Here is a 20,724-nt window from a genome sequence, read left to right as displayed (position 1 = left end):
GGTGTCGCCCTTGGTGTGGCCGCGGCCCAGCTGCAGGATCTGCACTTCGAGCTTTCCGAGCCACAGCGTCATCTTCCTGTTGAAGGTCATGGTCGGCCAGGTCAGGCCCTCGGGCACGCTCTCCACATTCTGGAACAGGCGCGGGAAGCGGCCGATCTCGCTGTCCTTGTCGAACTGGCCGCGCTCGACGATCAAATCGCGCGTGTCCTCGCTGGCGATGATGTGCTCGGCCCCGTAGGCGCTGGCGCCCAGCACGCGCACCGCGTGGTAGTGGGACAGCAGCACGTACTTGATGGGCTTGTCGGTGACTTCGCGGATGCGGCGGATCACGTCCTGCGCCATGACCGGGGTGGCCTGGGTGTCGATGACCATCACGGCGTCGTCGCCAATGATGATGCCGGTGTTGGGATCGCCCTCGGCCGTGTAGGCGTAGGCGTGGTCGGAGAGCTTGTCGAAGCTCACCTTCTTGACTTCCAGGTCGGCGGCGGAGGCGAAGGTCTTGGTGGTCATGGGTGGTTACCGGTTGATTTGGTTTAGTGGAATGAATTCATCTAAACAGAATGCTTTGATCATAGGCAATAAATTCGTCAATGTCTAATTCATTTGTTTAAGTGGAAACCCCAGGGCGGCCAGGATGGCTGCGAGCTCGGTGGACAATGGCACCATGGACGACCTCTCCCGTGACCTTTCCCCTGCTGACGACGAAGACAGCCCGCGCACGCCGCGCGGCATCCAGAGCGTGGAGGTGGGCGGGCAGCTGCTTAAGGTGCTGGCGCGCACAGGCCGGCGCATGGCGCTCAAGGACCTGGCGCGGGCTGCCGACATGACGCCTGCCAAGGCCCATCCCTACCTCGTGAGCTTCGGCAAGCTGGGCCTGATCGAGCAGGACGCCGTGAGCGGCCACTATGGCCTGGGGCCGCTGGCCATGCAACTGGGCCTCATCAGCCTTCAGCAGGTGGACCCGGTGCGGCTGGCGATTGCCGAGCTGCCGGGCTTGGCACAGCGCATCGGCTACACCGTGTCGGCCTCGGTTTGGGGGGACAACGGGCCCACCATCATCCGCGTGGAGGAGGGGCCGACCACCGTCTACGTGGCCATGCGCCATGGCACCACCGCCTCGGTGCGGCACACAGCCACGGGCAAGGTGTTTGCGGCCTTCGGGCCGCGCGAGCGCATCGCGGCGGCCCTCGTGGCCGACGGCCATGCGGGGGCGCTCGACGATCCCGCCTTCGCCGCGGAGCTGGAGGCCGTGCGCACCCACCAGGTGGCCGAGGTCACCGACCAATTGCTGCCCGGCATCAGCGCCCTGGCCACGCCGGTCTTCGACGGCTTCGGCCAGCTGGTGCTGTGCCTGGCCGTGATCGGCCCCAGTGCCACGCTGCGCACCGGACCGGACAGTGCGGCGGCTGGCCACCTGCGCGACACGGCACGCAGCCTGTCGCAGCGGCTGGGCGCCGCACAGGCCGGCGAGCGCTAGGTTTTCGAGAGCGCCTGGTCGATATCCCAGAGGATGTCGTTCAGGTCCTCGATGCCCACCGACAGGCGCACCATGTCGGCGCTCACACCGGCGCGGGCCAGTTCCTCGTCGTTGAGCTGGCGGTGCGTGGTCGAGGCCGGGTGGATCACCAGGGTCTTGGCATCGCCGATGTTGGCCAGGTGGCTCAGGAACTCGCAGGCGTCGATGAACTTCTCGCCCGCCGCAGCGCCGCCCTGGATCCCGAAGGTCAGGATGCCCGACGCGCCCGGTGCGCCGTCCACCGCGCGGAATTGTTTTTGCGCCAGCGCGTGGTACGGCGAATCGGCCAGGCCCGGGTAGTTCACCCAGGCCACCCTGGGGTGGCTTTGCAGAAACTTCGCCACGGCCAGCGTGTTGCGGCAGTGCTCGCGCATGCGCAGGTGCAGGGTCTCGGCGCCCTGCAGCAGTTGCCATGCGTTCATGGGCGAGAGCACGCCGCCGAAGGTGCGGTTGATCTCCATGCGCGCCTTCATGGTGTAGCCGAAGTCGCCGAAGGTCTCGTAGAACTTCACGCCGTGGTAGGCGCGGCTGGGTTCGACCATCTCGGGGAATTGGCCGTTGTCCCAGGGGAATTTGCCGCCCTCGACCACCACGCCGCCCATCGTCGTGCCATGCCCGCCGATGTACTTGGTGGCGCTGTGCACCACGATGTCGGCGCCGAAGGCCAGCGGGTTGCACAGGTAGGGGCTGGCCACCGTGTTGTCGATCACCAGGGGCAGGCCGTGGGCGTGCGCCACGTCGGCCACGGCCGCGATGTCGAGCACATTGACCAGCGGGTTGCCGATGGTCTCGCCGTACATGGCGCGGGTATTGGGGCGCATGGCGCGCGCGAAGTTCTCGGGGTTGGCCGGGTCCACGAACGTGGTCTCGATCCCCAGGCGCGCAAAGCCCACACCGAGCTGGCCCACCGTGCCGCCGTAGAGCGTGCTGGCCGCCACGATGTGGTCGCCGGTCTTGAGGATGGCCAGCAGCGCGGCCATCTGCGCGGCCATGCCGCTGGCGCAGGCCAGGGCCGCGCGGCCGTTCTCCAGGCTGGCGATGCGCTCCTCGAACACAGCCACCGTGGGGTTGCTGATGCGGCTGTAGACGTTGCCGAAGGTCTGCAGGTTGAACAGGCTGCTGGCGTGCTCGGCGCTGTCGAAGACGAAGCTCGTCGTCTGGTGGATGGGCGTGGCGCGCGCGCCGGTCACCGGGTCGGGGATGGCGCCCGCATGGATGGCGCGCGTGCCGAAGCCGTAGTCTCTGTCCTTTTCCATGGGGTGGATGTTTCGCTGGTGTTCCTGTTGTTCAGTAGGGCAGTTGCTGCGGGCGCTTGGCCGAGATCACGCGCGTGTTCACACCGGCCCAGTTGAGCCCGCCGAACAGGCGCGCATGCTCGATCTTCACGCAGCGGTCCATCACCACCGCCAGGCCTGCCGCACGGGCCCGCGCCGCCGCCTCCTCATGAACCACACCGAGCTGCAGCCACAGGCACTGGGCGCCGATGGCGATGGCCTCCTCGGCCAGGGGCGGTATGTCCTCGCTCTTGCGAAAGCAGTCCACCATGTCGATGCGGTGGTCCGCAGCCGCGGCGGTGATGCTGGGGTAGCAGCGCTCGCCCAGGATCTCGCTCGCCATGGGGTTCACCGGCACGATGCGGTAGCCATGGGCCTGCATGTACTTGGCCGAAAAGAAACTGGGCCTGTGCCATTGCGGCGACAGGCCCACGACCGCGATGGTGCGGCAGGTTCCGAGGATGTGGCGCAGTTCGCTGATGGTGCTCATGCCACCAGTGTAGGAGACGGCAATCGAGTGGTCTATGACGTGGCTGCGTTCCAGCGCGGCTTGACGACGAGTCCTCCGTGGCAGCAATCTGACAGATGCTTGCCAAGTAGTAGATGGAAACGGTAGCGTTTCATCCCCTGACATATTTTGCCCCCTCGCTTGCCGAAGCAAGGAGCGGCTACCATGGGGTCTTCCATAGAGGATGTGCGATGTTTCGTTGTTTCGGTCTGTTCATTGCGTCTGCCTTGGTCGTGCTTCCGGCGGCTGCCCAGACCGGGCGATATGCGTCCTTTGTAGCCAAGTCCAAAGCCGTGATCACTGAGGGAATGTACGACCCTGAGGGTGCCAGGTTTCGCAAATTGACTGTGCACATGGACACTGTGGAGAAAAAGCTGGTTCTGTGCGGTGAAATTAACCCGCGCAATGGTTTTGGCGGGCATGTCGGCTACCGCAAGTTCTTTGCCGATGCAATCGGCGGCGTGACGCAGGACGGCGATGACGACCAAAATTTCGGTAGGCTATACGCAAGTTACTGCCGCAACAAAATTGCTGATGTGAAGTAGCCGTCAGTTCAACACCTCAGCTTCCTTCGGGCGGCTTCTTGTTATGGGCTTACTTCGGCGGGCCCTTCGAATTTCTGGGGCACCATCAACGAAGACTCAGCATCACAAATTGCCCTGACCCCCGCTGTGGCTCGCGTTGAGGCCGATGTCGCCACGGCGGAGCGTTCGATCAAGAGCCTCGGCGACATCCGAAGGGGTTGCGTCAGGAGGGTCGTCAAGGCTTGGTGCGGATCGACAAAGGCGGAGAAAAGGCGCCCAGGGAGGTGGAGCCTGCCACCAAGAATTTTGCGGAAAGCCAAAAGAGCCTGGCCCGGGTGTGCGGCACCGACTTGGCCACGCGAAAGAGGCTGCAGTCGCCTCCGACGGCAACGCCAAGGTTAGTGCGGTCAAAGGGGCGCTTCTATGCCGGGTCTTTGTACTTGATGCTGCAGCCGTAGGGGCGCGTGGTGGATGCAGTGAGCTGTTTGCCGGCCAGCGCCTCTGCCAGCCCGGTCTTCACATAGTTGGTGGCGCGCGGGATGTCGTCGACCTTGGCCGAGGCGATGCTGTCGATGCCGCCCGCGTAGATCAGCTGGCCCTGCGGGTTCACGATGTACATGTGCGGCGTGGTGCGCGCGCCATAGGCGCGGCCGGCCGTGCCTTCCTCGTCCATGAGGATGGCGGTGGGTACCGACTGGCGCTCCTTGAGCCAGCCGGAGAGCTTGGCGGGCTCCAGGTAGTCGCCGCTGGCCTTTTCGGTGGAGTTGACGGCGAGCCACACCACGTCCTTGCCCGCGGCGTCCTTCTGCGTGGCGGGCATGTTGCCGCTGTCGTAGTGCTTGCGCACGAAGGGGCAGCCGGGGTTGGTCCATTCGAGCACCACGTGCTTGCCCTTGAAGTCCGACAGGCGCACGGTCTTGCCCGTGGTGTCCTTGAGGGTGATCTCGGGGGCCGGCTGGCCCACGGTGGCAGCGGCCTGGGCGCCGGCCGCGGCCAGCAGCAGGGGCAGGGCGAAGAGGGTACGTCGAAGCAGCAACATGGATGAAAGATCTCCAGGTGAGGGACGGTGGTGGGGCAGTATGGGTGATGCGGCCCCGGATTTCCAGACGGAACCCCTGCCGACCGGCTGGTCTTACATCCCCGCTCCGGCGGCGCGCAGCTCTCTCTCGCCCAGGATCTCGGAGAACCCCACGGGCGCCTTGCCCGGCGCGTGCAGCACATAGACTGGCACGCCGCTGCGGCCCAGCTGGGCCAGCGCGGCCGTGATGGCCGGGTCGCGGCGCGTCCAGTCGGCGCGCAGCAGGGCCACGTTCTTGGCTGCGAAGTCGGCCTGCACTCCGGCGTCGGCCAGCGTGGTCTTCTTGTTGTACTGGCAGGTCACGCACCAGGCGGCCGTGAAGTCCACGAACACCGGGCGGCCGCTGGCCACCAGTTGCTCGGCCGCGCCCGGGGTCCAGGCCTGCCATTGGGCGGTGCTGCCGGCCGTGGCTTGCGCGGCAGGAGCGGCAGCCAGGTTCGTGATGTGGGGCGCAAAAGTCCAGGCCAGCAGCGCCAGCGCCAGCACGGAGACGGGGGCCATGAAGCGGCGTGCCGTGCCCGCGAGCGACAGTGCCCAGGCCACCATGCCCAGCGCCACCAGCAGGATCAGCAGCGCGCCCGCACCATCGATGCCGCTTTGCTGGCCCAGCACCCAGACCAGCCAGACCACGGTGGCCAGCATGGGGAAGGCCATGAACTTGCGCAGCGTGTCCATCCACGCACCGGGGCGGGGCAGGGCGCGCGCCACGGCAGGCACGAAGGCGGCCGCCAGGTAGGGCAGGGCCAGGCCCAGGCCCAGTGCCGCGAACACTGCCAGCGCCTGCGGCCCCGGCAGCGTGGCCGTGAGGCCCAGCGAGGCGCCCATGAACGGAGCGGTGCAGGGCGAGGCCACGGCCACGGCGAGCACGCCCGTGAGAAAGGAGTCGGCCACCGGGTGGCGCGCCTGCAGGCTGGCCACCGACGAGGGCAGGAAATGCCCGAACTCGAACACCCCTGCCAGGTTCAGCGCGATCAGCGTGAACAGGGCTGCCAGGCCCGCCACCACGGCCGGCGACTGCAGTTGGAAGCCCCAGCCGATGGCCTCGCCCGCCGCACGCAGGCCCAGCATCAGCCCGCCCAGCGCCACAAAGGACAGCACCACGCCCGCCGTGTAGGCGATGCCGCTCAGGCGGTGGGCGCGCCGGTCCTGCGCATGCTGGGCAAAGCCCACGACCTTGATGGCCAGCACCGGGAACACGCAGGGCATGAGGTTGAGGATCAGCCCGCCCAGCAGCGCGCCGAGCAGGGCCGCGACCAGCGTGGCGGTGGGTGCCGCGGTGGTGGTAGCTGAGGGCGGGGCAGCGGCGGCATTGGCCTTGAGAGCCGCCTCCAGTGCGGGCGACACGGTGGCCGCGGCGGCCACGGTAGGCCATGCGCCCGCCACCTTGAGTTCGGCCCGGTAGCCCTGGCCATCGGCGGCCAGCACCACGGGCATGGGGTCGGGGCTGTTGCTGCGCTGGGCTGACAGCGGCACCTCGGCGGTCCACACGGCGCCCTTCCAGGCCTGCGTCCAGGCGGCGGCGTTCTCGATGACCTCGGGCGTCTCGGGGAACAGCTCCAGCGCCTTGCCGCGCAGCGCCTCGGGGAGGCCGTGCACGCTCAATTGCAAGGCATTGCCCTCGATGCGCGCCTGGCTGTCCTGGGTCTCCACGGGTTTGGGCTGGGCCGCCAGGGCCGCGTCGAAAGCCGCGCCGTGCATGGCCGTGGTGCTGCGCGCGGGAATGGTGAGCGTGAAGTCGCCCTCTTCAGGGATGCACTCCTTGCGGCAGACCAGCCAGGTGGCGTGCAGGCGCACCGTGGCGTCGCCCGACAGCACTTTGGGCGCAAAGCTGCTGGCCACGGTGACGGGCACGGGCAGCAGCACCGTGCCCTCGTAGCCGTAGTTGGCCAGCGTGCCGATGGGGATCTTTTTGGGCAGGGGCCAGGCGATCTCGCCTGCGTCCAGCCCGGCCGGCAGGGTCCAGGCCATCTCGATGGGCAGGCCCGAGTCGCCCGGGTTCTTCCAGTAGGTGTGCCACTCGGGCTGGTGCGTGATCTGCAGGCCCAGCCACAGGGGTTGGCCGGGCTCAATGCCCTGAGGGGCGTGGGCGATCAGCTCGGCGCGCACATGGGGGGTAGTGACCACCGCGCTGGCGGCGCTGGCACTCTTCGTGGGCAACTGGGCCCAACTGCCTGCACCGGCCAGCAGGAAGGCTATGAAAAGAATAGCTTTGGCGAGCAGGGAGGGCGGGCGATGGAACATGTTGCAGGGTGTGAGCGCCCACGAACCATTTGGTTCCTGGGCGTGGATTCAGCCCCTATTGTGTCGCCAAGGTCATCTGTGCCTGGGGAGACCATTTTTCCGGCTGGGTTCCTGTCCGCGGCGCGGCCAGGAACAGCCGCTCCACCGGCAGCTTCTGCGCCAGCAGGTAGCTGCGCACCGCCTGGCCGCGCTGGGTGGCCAGCTCCTGCGCCATGGCCTCGGTGGCCGGTTGGTTGGCCAGCAGCAGGGCTTCCATCTCGGGCACCGTCAGTTCGCGCGCCAGGCCCACCAGGTTGCGCGGCTTGGGGATGTCGGCGCGGCGGTACACCTCCTTGAGCAGGGCGGGGTATTCGGCGGCCTGCACGGGCGTGGTGTCTGCGGGGCTGGCGCGGCGCTTTTCGGCCAGCACCAGCTGCTGCAGGTGCTCGCGCTGCAGGCCCTCGCGCTCGGCCTGCAGGCTGGCCTGGCCGGTCACGGTGAGGCGCAGGTTGGGCCGGTCGGTCAGGGCCTTGACCACCTTGGAGAGGTTCTGCTGCGCCTCGGGCGTGAGCGTGGCGCTGCCGGGGGCAAAGGCCACGCTGCTCAGCTCGTCGCCGCCACCCAGGGCATTGGCCAGCAGGCTGAAGGGCGCGGTCAGGGCCTTGCCGATCAGGTTGACGATGATCTTCCAGATCACCGGGCCGACGCGGAACTCGGGGTCGTTGAGCGAGCCACTGAGCGGCAGATCCAGGTCGATCACGCCCTGGCGGTCGGCCAGCAGCGCCACGGCCAGCTTCACGGGCAGGCTGTTGGGGGCGCCCGCCACGGGCTCGCCAAAGGTCAGCTGGTTGAGCACCAGCCGGTTGCTGGCCGTGAGCTGGCCGCTGGGCAGCACCTTGTAGGCCACGTCCACGCTGAGCTTGCCGCGCTCGATGCCGTGCCCGGCGTACTTGACGGCATAGGGCGACAGGGGCGGCAGCTCCAGGTCGCGCACCTTGCCCGCGATGTCGAGCGCCAGCGGTTTGGCCAGCGGGTTGAGCTTGCCCGTGATCTCCAGCGAGGCCGTGCCTTCGGCCTTGCCGCGCAGCTCCAGGTCGGCCAGCACGGGGGCGCCGCCCGGCGCTTCGGAAGAAAAGGCGCTGAGTTTGCCCGTGAGTTCCGACAGGTCGGCCGAGTAATTGGGCTTGATGAAGAAGTCCGAGAACAGCACCTTGCCGTTGACCAGGCTCACCGGGCCGAACTGCACCACCGGTGCCAGCGTATCGGCCGGCGCTGCCGAGACGGCAGCCGACGCGGTGGATGCTGCGGGTACCGGCGCGGGCGGCACCGATTTAGCGGCGCTCGCGGCATTGGCCGCCAGGGCTTCGGCCGGGGTCTTGGCAATGTCGCCCAGGTTGATGCGCCCGGCCTCGTTGATGGTGATGCGCGCAAAGAAGTCGGCCAGGCTGGTTTCCTTGACTTCGATGCGCGGTGCCGTGCCGGGGGCAGTGGCCAGGGCCAGGCCGCGCAGGTTCAGGCTCTTCCAGGCCAGCAGTTCCTCGCCCACCTGGGCCTCGGTCTTGGGGGTGGAGGCCGAGGTGCTGTTGGCCTGCAGGTCCTCGACGACGGCATCGCCCGACAGGCGCAGGCTGGGGCCCTTGTCGCCCTGGGCAAAGGCCAGGTCGCCGCGGAAACCCACGTCGGCGCGCAGCAGCTCGATGGACAGCTGGCTGGCCAGGTAGCCGTCGAGCGCATGCAGCGGCAGGCGCGTGGCGTTGAGCTTGCCCCGCGTGGCCAGCGGCTGCAGTGCCAGCGTGCCCTGGTAATCGAGCTTGCCAGCGGCATTGCCCTTGCCGCCCGCCGCCACCTGGGCCGAGAGCTGCAGGGCTTCGGGCTTGCTGCCGTCGGTAGCCAGGTTCTTGGCCATGATGCCCAGGGACGACAGCTCCAGCGCCACGGGGCGGCCCTGGGCCTTGTCGGCCAGGGAGACGGCGCCGCCCTGCAGCGCGAAGTCGGCCACCCGCAGCACCCACGGGGCTGCGGCATCAGGCGCGGCGGCGGTGCTTTCGTCGGCTGCGGGCCGGGCCTTCATCCAGCGCTCGAACATCCAGCGGCCCTCGGCATCGCGGTCCACCGTGATCCTGGGCTGAGTGATCGCCAGGCTCTCCAGCGTGGCGTTGCGCTTGTCCAGCGGCAGTTGCAGGCCCTTGAGCTCCAGCCGGCCCAGGCTGGCCAGCTGCACCTTGCCCTGGCGCAGGGCCAGTTGTTCCAGCGCCAGCGGCCCGGCGGTCAGCGTGATGCCGGTGGCCGCAGGCGCATCGGCCGCAGCCCACTGCACGCCAATGTCGCCCGTGAGCTGGCCTGCCACGGTGGGCTCCAGCACCTGGGCGAGGTAAGGCGCCGCCAGGGGCAGGGCCAGCGCGGTCAGGCTCGCCTGCACCTGGGCCTTCTGGTCCGTGGCCTCGCCCTTGAAAGCGAGGCTGCCATCCTGCAGCTTGAAGCCGCCCTCGAAGGTGACGGGGTGGTCCCAGGGCAGGGCCAGGTCCTTGGCGTCCAGGGTGAATTCGCGCGCCTCCAGCGCCGCGGCGGGGCGGGTGGTCTGGTCGGCCCAGCGCAGCGTGCCGCCGCGCCCCAGGGTGTGGGCGACCTCCACGGTCCAGGGTTTGGCGGCAGCGGCCTTGCCGGTGCTGGCCGAGGCAGGCCGGGAGGCAGCGCTGGCCGGCACGGCATCCGCTGGTGGCGTGGCCGGCGCCAGCTGCGCCAGGTTGACCTGGCCTGCGGCATCGCGGCTGGCGCTGAGCACCGGGTCGATGAGCTCCACCTGCGACAGGCGCACCACCTGGTCGAGCGGGCGCACGTCGGCCATGTCGATCTTCAGCCGCTCGTAGGCCAGCAGGTCCTGGCCCTGGCGGTCCGCCACGCGCACCTGGCTGGCCTGCACGCTGCCCGTGAGCTTCACGGCCATCTTGGGCGCCTGCTCAAAGGCGATCTTCATGTCCACGTCCAGCGTCGCGCCCTGCACCTTCACCGGCAGGCTGGCGGGCAGGTAGGCCAGGTAGGGGGCCAGGTCCACGCCTTCCCAGCGCACGGCGGCGTCGGTCTTGCCGGTCTGGGCAAACGGCGTGCCTTGGGCGGACGAATCGAAGCGGCTGCCGTTGAGCGTGAAGGCCAGGTGCGGCTCCACCTTCACCTCGCGCTGCGAGGGCAGGGTGCTGATGAACGGCACCTTGAGCGCCAGGTCGCGCAGCGTGTGCTGCTTGCCCACGCTGCGGTCGTCGTAGTCGATGCTGCCGCCGGTGAGCGCCAGGTTGTAAAGGGCCAGGCGTGCGGGGCCGGTGTCAGGCTTCGGCTCGGCGGGAGGGGCAGTGACTTTGGCGATGATGTCGTCCACGTCGTAGCGGCCCTCGCCCAGGTGGGCGATGTGCAGCACCGGCGATTCGACGGTGAATTCGTCCACCACGGGTGCCAGGCGCAGCAGCGACTGCAGCTCGCCATCGACATGCACGCGCGCGATGGTGAGCTGCGGTGTGGCGCCGTCCCCGGCACCGGCCACGGCAATATCGCGCAGCGTGAGTTCCAGCGACCAGGGCTGGAAATCGATGGCGCCCACCGTCACCGCGCGGCCCAGTTGCTCGCTGGCCGCGCGCTGCAGCGGCCCCTTGAGCAGGGGCGGCACGGCCAGCCAGGTCAGCAGCCACAGGGCCAGCAAAGCCGCAAGGGCGATGGTGGCACGGCGCGCCCAGCAGTGCTGGCGCAGGGTTGCCAGGGAGGGGCGGGTCAGGGAAAGCTTGGCAACAGGCATGGGCAGCAGAAAACAGGCGGGCGGTCAGGAGTGCCCTGCCGACAAGGGCGGCAGGCCGCCCAAGGTACCACCGCGCAGCGCGGCGCGGTGTATCCAGGGGTTGGGTTGATGTTTTTTGACGATTGGCCGAGGGCTGCCCTCGGGATTCAGTCGCCGAAGCCCAGCACCACCCGCCGCGTGGTGGCACTCTTCTTCTCGATCTTGGTCACCACGATGGCCCCGATCTCCGCGGTATTCGCCACTTGCGTGCCGCCGCAGGGCTGCAGGTCGATCAGCGGGGTATCGCCCTCGCCGCCGATGCGGATGGTGCGGATGCGCCCCGAGCCGCGCGGCGGCTGCACGCTCATGCTCTTGACCAGGGCCGGGTTGGCGTCGAGTTCCTCGTCGCTGATCGAGGCCACGGTGAGCGGGTGCGCGGCCGCAACCAGCGCGGCGATGCCGGCCGTCAGCAGGTCCTTGTCGAGCGGGTCGGTCATGGAGAAATCCAGGCGCGCGTACTCGGGCGTGATGGAGCAGCCATTGACCAGCTGCGGCACCAGATGGCACAGCAGGTGGGTGGTGGTGTGCAGCCGCATCAGGCGGTGGCGGCGTTCCCAGTCGATGCGCGCGGTGACGGGCATGCCGGCCGCCAGAGCGGCCAGGCGCTCTTCCTGGCCCGAGGCCGGCACATGCACGATGTCGGCCGTGGGCTTGCCGTCGGCGTCCTTGCCCTTGCGCGTGTCGGCAATGGCGATGGCCGTGCCATCGGCCAGCAGCAGCTGGCCGATGTCGCCGGCCTGGCCGCCGCCCAGAGGGTAGAACACCGTGCGGTCGAGCACGATGCCGGCCTCGGTGATCGCGGTGATGTGGGCGCTGCATTCGCGCAGGTAGCCGTCTTCTCGGAACAGATCGTGGGTCATCCCTGCATGGTAGCGGCAGCGCCGTGCGGCTGCAGGGCGCTACCATCTGCGGATGAAACGCCGCACCGCACTTGTCGCCGCTCCCCTGGTCCTGGTTCCTGCCCTCGGCTGGGCCGATGAGCCCAAGGTCGCCGACCTGTCGGGCGCGCTGCGCTGGCTCGACAAGCTGGAGGCCACGCCCCAGTCCCGCACCACGGGCGCCTGGCCGCTGGTGGCCGTGCTGGAGCACCTGTCGCAGAGCATCGAGATGAGCATGGACGGCTTTCCCAAGGAAAACAGCGCCCTGTTCCAGCGCACCCTGGGAGCTGCGGCATTCAGTTTCTTCGGCTGGCGCGGGCGCATGTCGCATGGCCTGGCCGAACCCATCCCTGCGGCGCCCGCGCTCACCATGTCGGGCGACTGGAAGCCGGCGGCCCAGCGTTTGCGGTCCGCCATTGCCCGATTCCAGGCGTACACGGGGGCGCTGCGCCCCCATTTCGCGTACGGCGCGCTGGACAAGGCCGACTTCGCGCGTGCCCACACCTTCCACATCGCGAACCACCAGGACGAGATCGTCCTGGGCTGACACCGCTACCATGGTGGGCATGACGCAGCCACCGGTGCCTCCCTCTTCCCCGCCCGCCGCCACGCCCCCGCGCTGGTGGGCCGATCTCGGCACGCGCGATTTCGCGCAGCGCAAGGCATCTGGCCTGGCGGCGCAGACCGTGGCCGTGCTGCCGGTGGCGGCCGTCGAGCAGCACGGGCCGCACCTGCCGCTGTCGGTCGATGCCACGCTGCTGCAGGGCGTGATCGATGCCGCGCTGCCGCTGCTGCCGGCGGATCTGCCGGTGCTGTTCTTGCCGCCACAGAACGTGGGCCTGAGCCCGGAGCACATCCGCTACCCCGGCACGCTCACGCTCTCGCCGGCCACCATCATCGCGCTGTGGACCGAGCTGGGCGAGTGCGTGGCGCGCGCCGGTGTGAAGAAGCTCTTGCTGTTCAACGGCCATGGCGGCCAGGTCAGCGTGATGGACATCGTGGCGCGCGAGCTGCGCACGCGCTGCGACCTCCTGGTCTACAGTGCCAGCTGGTTCAGCCTGCCCCTACCCGACGCGGTGGCCGGACAGTTCAGCGCACAGGAGCACCGCTTCGGCATCCATGCGGGCGAGATCGAGACCTCGATGATGCTGCACCTGGCGCCCGGCACCGTGCGCATGGAACATGCGCAGGATTTTCGCTCCACCTCGCAGGACCGCTCGGAGCAGTACGCCCTCCTGGGCAACGGCAAGAGCGCCAAGCTGGGTTGGCAGATGCAGGACTACCACCCCGCCGGTGCCGTGGGCAATGCCGCTGCTGCCACGGCCGACAAGGGCCGCACCGTGGTGGAGGCGGCGGCCACCCAGCTCGTGGCACTGCTGCAGGAAATGGCGGCGTTGCCGTTGGACACCTTGCGTGACCAAGCCGATTTCTGAGGTCCGTCGCCCCACAGTGCACGGCCTCGTGCATTCATGGAACGAGCATGATCCGACACGCCACGTTCCCCAGCGATCTCGCTGAAGTCACCGCGATCTTTCGTGAATACGTCCAAAGCCCGACGGCCAATCCCGATTTCCAGGACTACGGGCAAGAGTTCGCAGGGCTGCCCGGTCAGTATGCCGAGCCCGATGGTGCATTCTCCTGGCCGTCGTCGAAGGCCGGGTGGTGGGTTGTGCCGCCCTTCGCCAGGTCGATGCTTGCGCCTGCGAACTCAAGCGCGTCTACGTGCGGCCCCAGGCCCGCGGGATGGCGCTGGGGCGGCAATTGGTCCAGCAGATGGTGCGTACCGCCAGGTAGGCGGGCTATCGGCGCATGTGCCTGGATGTGCTGGCGGAATTTGTAGCGGCCCAAAGGCTCTACGAATCGCTGGGGTTTTTGCCCGCGGAGCCCGTGAGCTTCAACCCGGTTCCGGGAACTCGCTTTCTGGCGCTCGACCTGTAGCCGTGCCATCCTGCGGCCTGCCGCCGGTCAGGCATGGGTGAGCCAGTCGGCATGCTCCAGCGCATGCAGGTGCGGCAGGGTGTTGAAGGTCTGCAGCATCAGGCGCTTGGGGGAAATGCTGAACTCCGTCACGGCGCTGTTGCGGATGCGCATGTTGAGCGCAATCGTCACCTCGGGCGCCGTGCCCAGCACCTGGCCCACGGCGGTCGAGATCGGGCCGCCGCTGCTTACCAGCAGCACGTTGTGCCCGACATGGTGCTGGCGCACATGGTCGAGCGCGGCGCGCACACCGGCACTGAACTCGTTCCAGCTCGGCATGCCCTGCGGGCTGATGACGCCCGCCATCCACTGCGCGAGCGCATCGCACAGCAGGCGGAAATGGTGGCGGTACAGCTCGGGCGTGTCGGGCCTGGGCAGGGGCTGCGGGTGGATGGCGGCGATCAGCGCATGGCTGTCGTACTCGTTGAGACCGGGCATCTGCAGCACCTCGGGGGTGGTCTGCAGGCCCTCGGCAATGCCTTCGAGCGTCTGCGTGTGGCGGCGCAAGGTGCCGGTGATGACGGCGTCGAACACCATGCCGCGCTCACGCCAGTGCTCACCCAGGCGCACCGCCTGCTCGCGCCCGCGCGCGCTCAGTTGGTCATAATCGTCTGCGCCAAACGAGGCCTGGCCGTGGCGCACGAGGTAAAGGGTTCCCATGCGCCGGATTGTGGGCAGGCACCGGCCCGGCCGTTTGTCTCCCAAGCGACCGGAACCGGGGCGCCAGTAGCCTTGGAGACAGCAGGGGTCAGCGGCCAGCCAAAACGCGGCTGAACACGGGCGCGTCCACATTGCCGCCCGTGAGCGCCAGGCCCACTGCAAGGCCGCGCAGGGCGTCGCGTTCCTGCAGCGCCGCAGCCAGGGCGGCCGCCCCCGCACCCTCTGCCACATTGTGCGTGTCGGTGTAGATCGCATGCATGGCGGCGGCCACCTCGGCATCGCTGACCTGCACGATGTGGTCGATGTGCGGCGCCAGGAGGGCCAGCGCGTCCGCATCGGCCACGCGGCAGGCCATGCCGTCGGCCAGCTCGGTGGTCACGGGCGCCTCGACCACGCGGCCCGCCGCCAGCGAATCGGCATAGGTCGTGGCATGGCTGCTCACCACTCCGACGATGCGCACGCCGTGGCCGAGTGCCAACTTGGCTGCAATGGCCGAGCACGCGCCCGAACCCTGGCCTATGGGTACGTAGGCTACGCCGAGCTGCGGCACCGCCCGCAAGAACTCCCACCAGTAGGTGCTCACGCCGCGCAGCAGGTCGGCATGGAAGCTTGGCACCATGTGCGCGCCGCGCTCGGCCGCCAGCTGCATGGCGTGCTCGCGCGCTTCCTGGAAGTCGCTGCCATGCTCTATCAGCGTGACGCCCAGGGCGCGCATGGCGGCATTTTTCTCGACCGAGTTGCCACGCGGCACGACGATGGTGCAGGCCACGCCATGGCGGCGCGCGGCCCAGCCCATGCTCTGGCCGTGGTTGCCGCGCGTGGCGCTGACCACCTCGCGCGGCAGGGTGCCGCGCCGGGCCAACTGGTCGAAATAGGTGAGCCCGCCGCGGATCTTGAAGGCGCCCACGGGCGTGTGGTTCTCGTGCTTGAGCCAGCAGTCCGTGCCCAGGCGCTCGCTGAGCAGGCCCCAGCGGTACTGCGGCGTGGGCGCGAAGTCGCGGTAAACGACCTCGGCAGCAGCCTCGATATCGGCCAGGCTCGGCAGCCAGGGCAGGGGGATGGAGGGCAGGGCACTCATGCGGCAGGCCTCTTTTCGGTGAGCAGGCGCACGGCCAGCAGGCCCAGCACCGTGCCCATGACATAGCGCTGGGCAAGCATCCAGCCCTGGCTGCGGTTCATGAACAGCGCCACGCGCGCCGCGAACAGCACCAGCAGGGCATTCACCAGCCCGCTGATGGTGATCTGCACGGCCCCCAGGGAGAGGCTCTGCAGCAGCCACTGGCCGCGCTCGGGATGCAAAAACTGCGGAAAGAACGAGAGGTAGAACATGGCCACCTTGGGGTTGAGCAGGTTGGTCATGAAGCCCATGAGGAAGAGCTTGCGCGGCGTGTCGTGCGGCAGGGCGCGCGCCTCGACGGGCGCGGTGCCGCCGGGCTTCAAGGCCTGCCAGGCCAGCCACAGCAGGTAGGCGGCCCCCGCGATGCGGATGGCATCGAAGGCCATGGGCACGGCGCCCAGCAGGGCCGTGAGACCCAGCGAAGCCGCCAGCAGGTGCACGCCAAAGCCCGCCAGCACGCCGGCCAGCGAGAGCAGGCCGGCACGCGGCCCCTGGGTGAGGCTGCGCGAGACGCAATAAACCATGTTGGGCCCGGGCGTGAGCACGAGCAGCAGTGCTGCGAGCGCAAAGAGCATCAGTTCCTGGGGCGTGAGCATAGGGCTACTCCTGAGAAGCGGTGGAGGGAAGAAGACGCGACTGCAGTGCCAGCGCGCCGCGCGGGGTGAGCAACTGCGCCTGCAACAGGGGCACCGGGCCTTCCGTGGGGGCTGCCACCGCGTGCAGGCCGGCCGCGTTGCAGGCCGCACGCAGGCCTTGCGCGTCGGGGTGCTGCAGCTGCAGCGACTGCAGTTGCACGCCGCTTTCGGGCAGGTGGTCGCAGGGGTGCACGGCACCCCACTGGATCAGCGTGGGCAGGCAGCCATCCCACAGGCGCTGGCCATCGGCCCGCACGGTGATTTGCCATTGCAGCAAGCCCTGGGGCGTGGGGCGGCTGGCGGCGATGGCACGGCCCCGGTCCACGCCCAGGGCCGCGAGCGCGGCCAGGCTGGCCGCCACATCGGGCACCGAGCCCACCCAATGGATGAGCTGCGGCCCGTGCTCGGCCACCTGCTGCTGCAGCGCGGCGTCGTCCATATCGAACCAACGCCGGTCGGTGGCAGGGATGGACTTCGTGCCCTGCGGGTTGATGGCGATGATCTCCAGGTAGGAGCGCGGATGCGCGGCACTGGAGATGTTGATCAGCCGGTTGTGCGTGCCCATCAGCGGGTGCTCGCCGCCGCCCGCGGGCGTGACGCCGAGCGTGCGCTCGCACCATGCAACACCCGTGGCCAGGTCGCGGGCCAGCACCACCAGGTGGTCTATGCAGGCCGTAGCGATTGCCGTCACAGCAGCACCTCGCCCTGCACGCAGGTCACCGAATGGCCGCCGATCCAGATGTCGCTGCCTTCCTGGTCCACGTGCACGCGGCCGGCACGCGCCAGGGCAGTGCCCTGGCTGGCCACGTAATGGGCGGGGGCCAGGCCCTCGCCGATGAGCCACTGCGCCAGCGCCGCGTTAAGGCTGCCGGTCACCGGGTCTTCGGCCAGGCCGTTGTTGCCCGGGAAGAAGGCGCGCACTTCAAACGCGATGTCCTCGCCCGATGCATTGGCACCGATCACGCCCACCTTGCCGCGCGGGCCCACCACGCCGATGTCCAGGCCCGCGAGGATGGCCGCATCTGGCCGCAGGGCCAGCACCTGCTCGGCCGATTGGAGCATCACGCCGCGCCACTTGGGGCCGTTGTCGCACCAGGCGTGGTGCAGGATGTCGGAGCGCTCCACGCCCAGGCCGCGTGCGATCAGCGCCACGTCGGCCTCATCGAGCGGGCCGCTGCGCAGGCGCTGCGGCGCCGCAAACGCCAGGCGTGCGCCGTCCTGGCGCAGCGGCACCAGGCCCACGCCGCATTCCTGCACCACGCGGCCCGGCGTCTGTGGCTGGCCGCCCGCGCCCAGCCAGGCATGGCAGCTGCCCAGCGTAGGGTGGCCGGCAAACGGCAGTTCGCGCCCGGGGCAGAAGATGCGCACGCGGTAGTCAGCGCCCGCGGCGCGGCCTTCGGGCGTGGGCGGCAGCAAAAAGGTGGCCTCGGACAGGTTGGTCCAGTTCGTGAACTCCTGCATGGCCTCGGTGCTGATGCCCTCGCCATCGAGCACCACGGCCAGGGGGTTGCCGCGGTAGGCCTCGGCGGTGAAGACGTCGACTTGCTGGAAGGGGCGCAGTTTCATGGGAGAGCCTGTCGGGTAGGTAGTGGGTTGAACAAGAAAATGTGGTGGGTGGCGCGGCCACGCCAGGGGGCTGGCCTGGGCCAGGTTCAGTGGGCCGGCGGGCGGTTCAGCCGCTGGCGCGGATCGGGGGCAAGGGCGGTTTCAGAGCAGCACCGTCCCTTCGATGCAGGTGACGGAGCGCCCGCCCACCCAGACCTGGTGCTCGTCCTGGCGGATGTGCACGCGCCCAGCGCGGCCCAGGCATTCGCCCTGGGCCACCTGGTAGTGGTGCGGTGCCAGGCCTTCGGCAATCAGCCATTCGGCCAGGCTGGCGTTGAGGCTGCCGGTCACCGGATCCTCGCGGTTGCCCATGGGGGCGGCAAAGGCGCGCACCACCACCCCGGGGCGGCTGGTATCGCTGGCCTCCTTGCCCACGTGCACCACGCCGACCGACTGGCCCAGGTCCATCAGCCGCGCATGGTCGGGCTCCAGGCCGAGCACGGTCTCGGCGCTGTCCAGCAGCATGCCCAGCCATACGGGGCCGTTGTCCAGCAGCTGCGTGCCCAGGATCTGCGCCGGGCGCACTCCAAGGGCGCTGGCGATCAGCGGCACCAGCGCCGGGCTGGGCGCGCTGCGCGTGAGCGGCGGCGCGGCAAAGGCCAGGGTGTGGTCCTCGCGGCGGATGCGCACCAGGCCGAGCGCGCATTCCTGCACCACCAGGCCCTCCTGGCGCGGCTGGTGGCCAGCCTGCAGCCAGGCATGGCAGGTGCCCAGCGTGGGGTGGCCGGCAAACGGCAGCTCGCCCTGCGGGCTGAAGATGCGCAGCCGGTAGTCAGCCCCCTGCGCACGGCCCGCTTCGGTGGGCGGCAGCAGGAAGGTGGTTTCCGACAGGTTCATCCACGCCGCGAAGCGGCGCATGTCCGCGTCGCCCAGGTCCTCGGCCTGCAGCACCACGGCTACGGGGTTGCCGTCGCCGGGGCGGTCGCTGAAGACATCGATCTGTTTGAAGGGGCGTGGTTGCATGGTGCGGTCTTGCGGGCGGATGGTCCTGTCAGGATAACGCCTGGTCGAGCACGCCGCGCGCTCCGGGGCGCGAACTCACCGCCTGGTACCAGCGTTCCAGGTGCGGCCGGGCCGGGCGCTCCTGCGGCAGACCCCACCAGCGGTGGATCTCGCAGCCCACGGGGATGTCGGCCATGGTGAAGCGCTCGCCCACCAGGTAGGGCTGGCGCGCCAGGTGCGCGTCCAGCATCTCCAGCAGCGGCTCGGTGGCCGCCACCGAGGCCGCGATGAGTGCATCGTTGCGCTGCTCCGCAGGCGTGCGTATCCACTGCAGGAAGGCATCGCGCCCGGCCGGGTTCAGCGTGGTCTGCTGCCAGTCCATCCACTGCTCGGCCATGAAGCGGCTGCCCACGTCCTCGGGGTAGAGCCCGCCCGGCGCATGCCGGGCGCACAGGTAGCGCACGATGGGGTTCGACTCCCACAGCACCACACCGGTGTCCTCGTCCTCGATCAGCGGCACCAGGCCGTTGGGGTTCAGTGCCAGGTAGCGCGCCTCGCGCACGAGGCCGAACTGCCCGCCGGCATCGGTGCGCTGCAGGCTGATGCCAAGCTCCTGCGCGGCCCAGACCACCTTGCGCACGTTGATGGACGACATGCGTCCCCACAGGTGCAGCATGCCGCTCAGCCTTTGGCCTGGTGGTCGCGGATGGCCGCGGCCAGCGCCGCGATGCCGGTGGCGATCTGCTCGGCCGTCGAGGTCACGAACGACAGGCGCAGCGTGCGGTGGTCGGCCGCGTCGGCGTAGAAGGCGGCGCCGGGCACGAAGGCCACGTTGCGCTCCACGGCCTTGGGCAAGAGTTCGATGGCGCTCACGCCCTCGGGCAGGCGCACCCACAGGAACATGCCGCCGTCCGGCTTGTTCCACTCGACCGACAGTCCCTGCATCTCCTTGGTGAGCGCAGCCAGCATCGCGTCGCGCTGCTCTTTGTACAGCGCGCGGATGGTGGGCACGTGCCGGTCCAGAAAGCCGCCCTTCATCACCTCTGCCACCATGCGCTGGTTGTAGCCGGGGGTGTGCAGGTCGGCTGCCTGCTTGGCCTGCAGCAGCTTGGGGTAGACCGACTTGGGTGCCACCAGGAAGCCCAGGCGCAGGCCCGGGGCCAGCACCTTGGAGAACGAGCCCATGTAGATGCAGCCCTCGGGGTTGCGCGCCGTCAGCGGGGCGGGCGGCGGGCTGTCGAACCACAGGTCGCCATAGGGGTTGTCTTCCACCAGCGGCAGGTTCAGCTCGGCGGCCTTGGCCACCAGCTCGGCACGGCGCGCATCGCTCATGGTGCGGCCCGTGGGGTTCTGGAAGTTGGGCAGCACGTACAGGAAGCGCGCCTTGTCCGCACCGGTGCCGACCTTGGCCACCAGGTCGTCCACCAGCACGCCCTGGTCATCGCTGGCCACGGCCACGACCTTGGGTTCCATGGGCGTGAAGGCCTGGATCGCGCCCAGGTAGGTCGGCGTCTCCACCAGCACGCGGCTGTCGGTGTCGATCAGCACCTTGGCGATCAGGTCCAGCCCCTGCTGAGAGCCGGTGGTGATCAGCACCTGGTCGGGGTTCACGTCCCAGGGCAGGAATTCGGCAATGGCTTCGCGCAACGGGCCGAAACCCTCGCTCGCGGCGTACTGCAGGGCCGAAGGGCCATCGTTGGCCAGCACGGCGGCCGATGCGGCGGCAAAGGCCTCGACCGGGAAGGTCTTGGGCGAGGGGAGGCCCCCGGCCAGGCTGATGATGCCGGGCTTTTCGGTGACCTTGAGGATTTCGCGGATCACCGAGGGGTTCATGCGCTCGGCGCGGCGTGCCAGGGTCCAGGGGCTGGTGTGGGGCAGGTCGTTCAGTTTCACTCTCGTTCTCCTGTGGGCGGTCCCTAAGACCTCCCATGTTGCAAAGTCATCAGAAAAAATGGCATCTCACGGCGCCC

The 20,724-nt window shown here is 69.1% G+C and carries 19 protein-coding genes and 1 pseudogene; 5 read left to right on the top strand and 15 right to left on the bottom strand.

Annotated features, from left to right (window positions below; all coding sequences use genetic code 11):
* Positions 1 to 510 (bottom strand): MBL fold metallo-hydrolase (locus tag ACK59X_RS18750; RefSeq protein ID WP_409959048.1); only part of this gene is annotated, 510 nt, incomplete at its 3' end.
* A 154-nt stretch (positions 511 to 664) separates the two neighbouring features.
* Here ACK59X_RS18750 and ACK59X_RS18745 point away from each other — a divergent pair.
* Positions 665 to 1,477 (top strand): IclR family transcriptional regulator, encoded by an 813-nt coding sequence (locus ACK59X_RS18745; protein WP_409959643.1) that lies wholly within the window; start codon positions 665 to 667, stop codon positions 1,475 to 1,477.
* On the opposite strand, the gene ACK59X_RS18740 is transcribed toward ACK59X_RS18745, so the two are convergent.
* Positions 1,474 to 2,772, bottom strand: coding sequence for an O-acetylhomoserine aminocarboxypropyltransferase/cysteine synthase family protein (locus ACK59X_RS18740; protein ID WP_409959641.1), 1,299 nt, complete (start codon positions 2,770 to 2,772; stop codon positions 1,474 to 1,476). The two genes, ACK59X_RS18745 and ACK59X_RS18740, sit on opposite strands and share 4 nt — an antisense overlap.
* Before the next feature lie 31 nt (positions 2,773 to 2,803).
* Positions 2,804 to 3,280 (bottom strand): CoA-binding protein, encoded by a 477-nt coding sequence (locus tag ACK59X_RS18735; RefSeq protein ID WP_409959639.1) that lies wholly within the window; start codon positions 3,278 to 3,280, stop codon positions 2,804 to 2,806.
* Positions 3,281 to 3,393: 113 nt separating this feature from the next.
* Here ACK59X_RS18735 and ACK59X_RS18730 point away from each other — a divergent pair, with 113 nt between their 5' ends.
* Positions 3,394 to 3,843, top strand: coding sequence for a hypothetical protein (locus tag ACK59X_RS18730; RefSeq protein ID WP_409959637.1), 450 nt, complete (start codon positions 3,394 to 3,396; stop codon positions 3,841 to 3,843).
* A 400-nt stretch (positions 3,844 to 4,243) separates the two neighbouring features.
* On the opposite strand, the gene ACK59X_RS18725 is transcribed toward ACK59X_RS18730, so the two are convergent.
* From ACK59X_RS18725 to ACK59X_RS18710, 4 genes are all read right to left on the bottom strand, one after another.
* The gene (locus ACK59X_RS18725) at positions 4,244 to 4,861 is read right to left on the bottom strand and encodes a thioredoxin family protein (protein ID WP_409959635.1); all 618 of its coding nucleotides are present in this window, start codon (positions 4,859 to 4,861) and stop codon (positions 4,244 to 4,246) included.
* A 93-nt stretch (positions 4,862 to 4,954) separates the two neighbouring features.
* A complete protein-coding gene (locus tag ACK59X_RS18720) occupies positions 4,955 to 7,141 on the bottom strand; it encodes a protein-disulfide reductase DsbD family protein (protein WP_409959633.1) in 2,187 nt (728 codons plus the stop codon).
* A 55-nt stretch (positions 7,142 to 7,196) separates the two neighbouring features.
* Complete coding sequence (locus tag ACK59X_RS18715; protein ID WP_409959631.1) at positions 7,197 to 10,901, bottom strand: DUF748 domain-containing protein; 3,705 nt, start codon at positions 10,899 to 10,901, stop codon at positions 7,197 to 7,199.
* Between the two features lie 146 nt (positions 10,902 to 11,047).
* Complete coding sequence (locus tag ACK59X_RS18710) at positions 11,048 to 11,800, bottom strand: alanyl-tRNA editing protein (RefSeq protein WP_409959629.1); 753 nt, start codon at positions 11,798 to 11,800, stop codon at positions 11,048 to 11,050.
* 52 nt (positions 11,801 to 11,852) lie between these two features.
* On the opposite strand from ACK59X_RS18710, the gene ACK59X_RS18705 reads away from it, so the two are divergent.
* The 3 genes and pseudogenes from ACK59X_RS18705 to ACK59X_RS18695 all read left to right on the top strand — a co-directional run bounded on the left by ACK59X_RS18705 (position 11,853) and on the right by ACK59X_RS18695 (position 13,756).
* Entirely contained in the window at positions 11,853 to 12,365 is a 513-nt protein-coding gene (locus tag ACK59X_RS18705) for a DUF1569 domain-containing protein (protein ID WP_409959627.1), read from the top strand.
* Between the two features lie 19 nt (positions 12,366 to 12,384).
* Positions 12,385 to 13,251 carry a creatininase family protein gene (locus tag ACK59X_RS18700; protein ID WP_409959625.1) on the top strand — a complete coding sequence of 289 codons (867 nt, stop codon included), beginning with the start codon at positions 12,385 to 12,387 and terminating at the stop codon, positions 13,249 to 13,251.
* Between the two features lie 47 nt (positions 13,252 to 13,298).
* Positions 13,299 to 13,756, top strand: a pseudogene (locus ACK59X_RS18695) (N-acetyltransferase family protein).
* Between the two features lie 27 nt (positions 13,757 to 13,783).
* On the opposite strand, the gene ACK59X_RS18690 reads toward ACK59X_RS18695, so the two are convergent.
* From ACK59X_RS18690 to ACK59X_RS18655, 8 genes are all read right to left on the bottom strand, one after another.
* Positions 13,784 to 14,455, bottom strand: coding sequence for a histidine phosphatase family protein (locus tag ACK59X_RS18690; RefSeq protein ID WP_409959623.1), 672 nt, complete (start codon positions 14,453 to 14,455; stop codon positions 13,784 to 13,786).
* 88 nt (positions 14,456 to 14,543) lie between these two features.
* Complete coding sequence (locus ACK59X_RS18685; protein WP_409959621.1) at positions 14,544 to 15,533, bottom strand: threonine dehydratase; 990 nt, start codon at positions 15,531 to 15,533, stop codon at positions 14,544 to 14,546.
* A complete protein-coding gene (locus tag ACK59X_RS18680; RefSeq protein ID WP_409959619.1) occupies positions 15,530 to 16,168 on the bottom strand; it encodes a LysE family translocator in 639 nt (212 codons plus the stop codon). The genes ACK59X_RS18685 and ACK59X_RS18680 overlap by 4 nt, the downstream gene beginning before the upstream one ends.
* A 4-nt stretch (positions 16,169 to 16,172) precedes the next feature.
* Positions 16,173 to 16,898 carry a VOC family protein gene (locus tag ACK59X_RS18675; protein WP_409959617.1) on the bottom strand — a complete coding sequence of 242 codons (726 nt, stop codon included), beginning with the start codon at positions 16,896 to 16,898 and terminating at the stop codon, positions 16,173 to 16,175.
* Positions 16,895 to 17,773, bottom strand: a complete 879-nt coding sequence (locus ACK59X_RS18670; protein WP_409959616.1) for a PhzF family phenazine biosynthesis protein — start codon at positions 17,771 to 17,773, stop codon at positions 16,895 to 16,897. Before ACK59X_RS18670 ends, ACK59X_RS18675 begins: the two co-directional genes overlap by 4 nt.
* Before the next feature lie 141 nt (positions 17,774 to 17,914).
* Positions 17,915 to 18,775, bottom strand: a complete 861-nt coding sequence (locus ACK59X_RS18665; RefSeq protein WP_409959614.1) for a PhzF family phenazine biosynthesis protein — start codon at positions 18,773 to 18,775, stop codon at positions 17,915 to 17,917.
* 28 nt (positions 18,776 to 18,803) lie between these two features.
* Positions 18,804 to 19,430 (bottom strand): glutathione S-transferase, encoded by a 627-nt coding sequence (locus tag ACK59X_RS18660; protein ID WP_409959612.1) that lies wholly within the window; start codon positions 19,428 to 19,430, stop codon positions 18,804 to 18,806.
* Positions 19,431 to 19,435: 5 nt separating this feature from the next.
* A complete protein-coding gene (locus ACK59X_RS18655; RefSeq protein ID WP_409959610.1) occupies positions 19,436 to 20,647 on the bottom strand; it encodes a PLP-dependent aminotransferase family protein in 1,212 nt (403 codons plus the stop codon).
* Positions 20,648 to 20,724: the final 77 nt, after the last annotated feature.

It is taken from the genome of Acidovorax sp., assembly GCF_046339755.1.
Classification (GTDB): Bacteria; Pseudomonadota; Gammaproteobacteria; order Burkholderiales; family Burkholderiaceae_C; genus Acidovorax.
The sequence above is the reverse complement of the archived record's forward strand: the minus strand, read 5'-3'. Positions and strand labels throughout refer to the sequence as shown.